General features: G+C 61.7%; 5 protein-coding genes and 1 pseudogene. 4 read left to right on the top strand and 2 right to left on the bottom strand.

Annotated elements, in window-relative coordinates; translation table 11 throughout:
• Positions 1 to 488 (bottom strand): SDR family oxidoreductase (locus AB4Z11_RS21750; protein ID WP_442027613.1); only part of this gene is annotated, 488 nt, incomplete at its 3' end.
• Between the two features lie 159 nt (positions 489 to 647).
• On the opposite strand from AB4Z11_RS21750, the gene AB4Z11_RS21745 reads away from it, so the two are divergent.
• On the top strand, positions 648 to 1,592 hold the full coding sequence (locus AB4Z11_RS21745) for an AraC family transcriptional regulator (protein ID WP_442027612.1): 945 nt from the start codon (positions 648 to 650) through the stop codon (positions 1,590 to 1,592).
• Here the strand turns inward: AB4Z11_RS21745 and AB4Z11_RS21740 are convergent.
• The gene (locus AB4Z11_RS21740) at positions 1,579 to 3,486 is read right to left on the bottom strand and encodes a CocE/NonD family hydrolase (RefSeq protein ID WP_442027611.1); all 1,908 of its coding nucleotides are present in this window, start codon (positions 3,484 to 3,486) and stop codon (positions 1,579 to 1,581) included. The genes AB4Z11_RS21745 and AB4Z11_RS21740 overlap by 14 nt on opposite strands.
• 133 nt (positions 3,487 to 3,619) lie before the next feature.
• Here AB4Z11_RS21740 and AB4Z11_RS21735 point away from each other — a divergent pair, with 133 nt between their 5' ends.
• From AB4Z11_RS21735 to AB4Z11_RS21725, 3 genes and pseudogenes are all read left to right on the top strand, one after another.
• Positions 3,620 to 3,988: a YXWGXW repeat-containing protein gene (locus AB4Z11_RS21735; RefSeq protein ID WP_442027610.1), complete on the top strand. Its 369-nt coding sequence runs from the start codon at positions 3,620 to 3,622 to the stop codon at positions 3,986 to 3,988.
• 58 nt (positions 3,989 to 4,046) lie between these two features.
• Positions 4,047 to 4,742: a YjjG family noncanonical pyrimidine nucleotidase gene (locus AB4Z11_RS21730; protein ID WP_442027608.1), complete on the top strand. Its 696-nt coding sequence runs from the start codon at positions 4,047 to 4,049 to the stop codon at positions 4,740 to 4,742.
• Positions 4,743 to 4,928: 186 nt separating this feature from the next.
• Positions 4,929 to 5,364 (top strand): annotated as a pseudogene (locus AB4Z11_RS21725) (tryptophan--tRNA ligase); the annotation flags it as partial.

Here is a 5,364-nt window from a genome sequence, read left to right as displayed (position 1 = left end):
CCTTCCGAAATCGCCGCCAGCGCGTACTTGGTGGCCGAATACACGCTGGCGGTCGGACCAACCGGCGTCAAAGCCGCCAGGTTGATGATCTGTCCCGAGCGCGCCACCTGCATCAGCGGCAGCACCGCGGCGATGCCATTCAGCGCGCCGCGCAGATTCACGTCGATCATGCGGTCCCACTCGCGGATCTTCATCGCATCGAGCCGCGACAGCGCCATCACTTCGGCGTTATTCACCAGCACGTCGATACGCTCATAGCGGCGGTGGGCAGCCAGCACGAAAGTCTGGAAATCGTCCGCATCGGTGACATCGAGGACCTGCACATCCACCTCGGCGCCCTGCGCGCGCAGCTCCTCCGCCAGCGGCGCCACGCATTGCTCATGGCATGCGCCCAGCACCAGCTGATGTCCGGCCTTGGCCAGCTTGCGCGCTGTCGCCGCGCCTACGCTGGTCGACGCGCTGCTGATCAGGATTACTTTCGAATTCATGCTGCCCTCCCGCTAAGATTTCCAACCCCATGCAGTGTAGGCCGCAGCGCAGCAATCTTCATGTCAGAAACTATTTGATCCTTGCCTAATCCTCTTCCAGCGTACAAAACCCGGCAATTTAAGCGCAAAATGACTGCCTGAATCTATAAGGAAGCAGAAATGGAAGATGCAGCAACAGCGTTGCGCCGCGCGCGCATGGTGCAGCTGGTAGAACAGCTGACGCCGAATGAAGGCATGAATCAGCATCCGGCCATGCCGGGCGTGCGCTTCGTGCGCGCCAGCACGCCGGTGGCCCGCCATCCGGTCATGGTGGAGCCGTCGATCGGTATTCTGGTCCAGGGCCGCAAACGCGGCTATCTAGCCGACAGTTCGTTCTTTTATGATGCGCAGCAGTTCCTGGTCCTGGCTCTGCCGCTGCCGTTTGAAGTCGAGACGGAAGCCAGCGCCGCCGAGCCGCTGCTGGGTATGAACATCCCCGTCGATTTGCAGACCACGGCGGAAGTGGCGATGGCGCTGGACGAAGCCAATGTGCCGATCGCCGCCGCGCCGCAAGGCATCGTGGCTTCGCCCATGGACGACAAGATGTCGAACGCCGTGCTGCGCTTCCTGGAAGCGATGGCCTCGCCGGTCGAAGCGCGCCTGCTCGGCCCCGGCATCGTGCGCGAGATCATTTATCACGTGCTGACCAGCCGTCTCGGCGGCTCGCTGCGCGCCGCGCTGACCCATCACAGCCAGTTCGGCAAGATTGGCAAGGCACTACGCCGCATCCACGTGGACTTCAACCAGCCGATCGACGTCGCCCAGCTGGCCGACGAAGCCGGCATGAGCATGGCCGCCTTCCACGCCAGCTTCAAGGCCGTGACGATGACCTCGCCGATCCAGTATCTGAAGACGACCCGCCTGCACAAGGCGCGCCTGCTGATGGCCCAGAATGGCCTGAGCGCAGCCGCTGCGTCCAGCCGCGTGGGCTATGAAAGCAGCTCGCAGTTCAGCCGCGAATTCAAGCGCTTCTTCGGCCGCACCCCGGTCGAGGAAGCGCGCGAGATGCGCGCCCTCCTCGGCCAGCCCACAGAGCCGGAAGCGGCCTACGTCACTTACCAGTAGTGCTCACCACGGGCAGCTCGATGGCGCTGCTGTGGACACCGCCGTGATACACGCGCTGCGTGGCCTTTTTGTAGTCGCCTGGCTTGGCGTAGAAGATGTTCGGCACATAGCTCTGCGGATTGCGGTCGTAGAGCGGGAACCAGGACGACTGGATCTGCACCATCACACGGTGCCCCGGCAGCACCACGTGGCTGATCGGCGGCAGCGCAAAGCTGTACTGTTCCACCTTGTTGGCCGGGATCGCGGCCGGCTTTTCGAAGCTGTCGCGGTAGCGGCCACGCAGAATGTCCATCGACAGCGGCAACTGGTAGCCGCCCAGTTCCGGCTGTGACGGCACTTCATCCGGATATACATCGATCACCTTCACCACCCAGTCGGCATCCGTGCCACTGGTCGAGGCGAACAGCTTCACCTGTGGCGCGCCGGACAGCACCAGCGGCGCCTTCAGCGGCTCGCTGACATAGCTCAGCACATCCGGGCGGTCCGCGACAAAGCGCTGGTCATGCACCAGCCATGGGCGCCACACATTCGCATCCCCCATGCGCACAGGGCGTGGCACGAACGGCACCGGCTTGGCGGGATCGGCCACATACTCATCGTAAGCCTCGCCCTTTGGCGCATCGAAGGCCAGTTTGAAGTCGCCCTGAAGGTAAGCCATCTTTGGCGCGGACTCGCAGCCTTTTTCGCACGACAGCGGCCACTTGGCCAGACGCTGCCAGTGATTGGTCCCGCTCTGATACACCAGCACGGGAGGCGTATCAGCCACGGGGGCGCCATCCTTCAGGTACTGGTCGAGGAAAGGCTGCATGATGTCGCGGCGGAATTCGAGCGCGGTGTCCCCGGTGAACTTGATCGGCCCGAGGTTGTAGCCGTCGTAATTGACGCCGCTATGGCGCCATGGGCCGACCACCAGGTAATTCAGCTTGTTGGTGCTGTCCTGTTTTTCCAGCTCGGCATAGGTCTTGTAGGTGCCGTAGATATCTTCCTGGTCCCACTGGCCCACCACGTGCATGGTCGGCACACTGATCTTGCGCTTGCCAAGGATGCGGTCCAGCGMCTGCTCCTGCCAGTAGCTGTCGTAAGCCGGATGCTCGAACAGCTTCTTCGTGAAATTCAGCTGATCCAGGCCAAATCGGTGAGCGTAGCTGGCAACCGAACCTTCGCGCAGTGCGCCTTCGTAATCGTCGTACACGCCGGTCGGCAGCGGTTCGCCGCGGCCGCGTGCCGTGGTCTGGCTCGCGATATAGTCCAGCGTCGGCAGGCGGAAAGCGCCGTTGTGGAACCAGTCGTCGCCGCGCCAGCCATCGACCATGGCGCTCATCGGCACCGCCACTTTCAGCGCCGGATGCGGATCAGTCAATGCCATCAGCACGGTAAAGCCTTCGTACGAGGAGCCGATCATGCCGACTTTGCCGTTCGATTCGGGCACGTTCTTCACCAGCCAGTCGATGGTGTCCCATGCGTCCGTGCCATGATCGATCTTGCTATCGTTGAGCGGGCCGCGCACCGGGCGGGTCATCACATAATCGCCTTCCGAGCCGTACTTGCCGCGGATGTCCTGGAACACGCGGATATAGCCCTCACCCACCAGCACTTCGTCGCCTTGCGCCAGAATGGACTCCATAYGCGAGCTGTGGTTGCGCTGAGCGCGGCCGGACGCGTTGTACGGTGTGCGGGTCAGCATGATCGGTGCATGCCTGGCGCCCTTCGGAATCACGATCACGGTATGCAGCTTGACCCCGTCGCGCATGGGGATCATGACATCGCGCTTGATGTAATCGTTGGCGGAGTCCGGCGCTTCAAAGGATGGGCCAATATCGGGCGCCATCGGCGGCGTCGTCTGGGCAAAGGCGGAAGAGATCAGAAGGGACAGCAGAGCAATCGGGGCGCGCATGAGTTTCTCCAGACCGGCAAAAAAAACAATATTACTTGAAAAGCCATTCCCTGCGGTAAGAGAGTGAGCGCACAGACCAGTCAGCCGTATGGAGGCAATATGGAAGCCACTACTCTGTTGAGGAGGAATAATCATGAAGAAACTACTGCTCGCCGCCATGGCGGCTGCTTCCCTGGGCTCGGCTGCCCTTCCGCTGGCTGCCAGCGCAGACGTTCTGGTGGTGCGTACCGCCCCGCCGCCGATGCGCGATGAAGTGGTGCCGGCCGCCCGCGAAGGCTACGTCTGGACGCCGGGCTACTGGCGTTATAACGGCCATCGCTATGTGTGGACGCACGGTAAATACGTCCGCGAGCGCCATGGCTATTACTGGCGCGAACCGGCATGGAAGGAAAACAATGGCCGCTGGGAATTCACCCGTGGCAACTGGGCGCGCGGCGACCGTGACCGCGACGGCGTGCCGAACCGCTACGACGATCACCCCAACGATCCAACGCGCCGCTAAACGCAAATCCGGACCGGATGCTATGATGCCCGGTCCGGATCTGCCTTAGTGACGCAAAATGAAGCACACCCTGTTCCTGTTTGATCTCGACGACACGCTGCTGGACTTCAAGACTTCCGAAAAGCGCTCGTTCGAGCGCACCTTGCGGGACATGGGCCTCGCCGGAGATATCGCCGATATCTTCGACGACTACCAGGTCATCAATACGGAGCTGTGGCGCGCCTTCGAGCAGGGCCGCGTTTCCAAGGACATCGTCAAGGTGGAGCGCTTCCGCCGGACTTTCCTCGCCCATCAGTTAGACCTCGACCCCGAACTGGCCAGCCACCGCTACCTGGAATCCTTGCCGGAAACCGTGGTGCTGTGCGACGGCGCCATGCAGGTTTGCGAGCAGCTGGCGGCCATTGGCGAAGTGGGCATCATCACCAATGGGGTGGAAGCCATCCAGTCGCGCCGCATTAATAATTCCGGCCTTGGCGCGCATATCTCCTTTGTCGCCACCTCGGAAGCCTGCGGCTACGCCAAGCCGGACAGCCGCTTTTTCGAATACACCACGCAGCGCGCCAAATCCTTCAGTAAGGACAGCACCGTAATCATCGGCGACCGCCTGGACGCCGACATCCTCGGCGGTAACCAGTTCGGCATCGAAAGCTGCTGGTACAACCCCGGCCGCCACGCGAATGACTCGTCCGCCAAACCAACTTACGAGATCGACAGCCTGCATCAGCTCATGGCTTCGCTGGGCGCCTCGGCTTGACAGGCTGCCGCCAAACTGTGATTATTGCGGGATGAAAATTATCCAGTCACATCGCTCGACTCTGAATTGGTGGCGCCGCTGACATAGCGCGGCCACTGAAAAGTGATGTGATTTTTATATCAACGCCGCCTATCCTGAGGTGGCGTTTTTCATGGCGCAAGGATAGGGGCAAGCAGAAGGAACCCTATGAGCCAGCCAGCAACCTCCGCCTCTCCTGCCGTGATCCTGACCGGCGACCGTCCTACCGGTCCGCTGCACCTCGGCCATTTCGTCGGCAGCTTGCGCAACCGCGTGGCTTATCAGCATGAATACAAGCAGTTCATCATGCTGGCCGACTCCCAGGCGCTGACCGACAATATGGACGACACCAACAAGGTGCACCGCAATGTGGTCGAAGTGGCGCTGGACTATCTGGCTTGCGGCATCGATCCGGCCAAGTCGACCATTCTGATCCAGTCGCAAATTCCGGAACTGGCTGAGCTGACCTTCTATTACCTCAACCTGGTGACCGTGGCGCGCCTGGAGCGCAACCCGACCGTGAAGCAGGAAATCGTGCTGCGCGGCTTCGAGCGCGATATTCCGGCCGGCTTCCTGACCTACCCGGCTTCGCAGGCAGCGGATA

Origin of the sequence: Pseudoduganella sp. RAF53_2, from assembly GCF_052113985.1 — a bacterium.
Classification (GTDB): Bacteria; Pseudomonadota; Gammaproteobacteria; order Burkholderiales; family Burkholderiaceae_D; genus Rugamonas.
This window is presented reverse-complemented; position numbering and strand designations above follow the sequence as displayed.

Excerpts from the sequence above, each read along its gene's own strand:
- AB4Z11_RS21745 (WP_442027612.1), top strand. The coding sequence starts at position 648 with ATGGAAGATGCAGCAACAGCGTTGCGCCGCGCGCGCATGGTGCAGCTG.
- AB4Z11_RS21730 (WP_442027608.1), top strand. The coding sequence starts at position 4,047 with ATGAAGCACACCCTGTTCCTGTTTGATCTCGACGACACGCTGCTGGAC.
- AB4Z11_RS21735 (WP_442027610.1), top strand. The coding sequence starts at position 3,620 with ATGAAGAAACTACTGCTCGCCGCCATGGCGGCTGCTTCCCTGGGCTCG.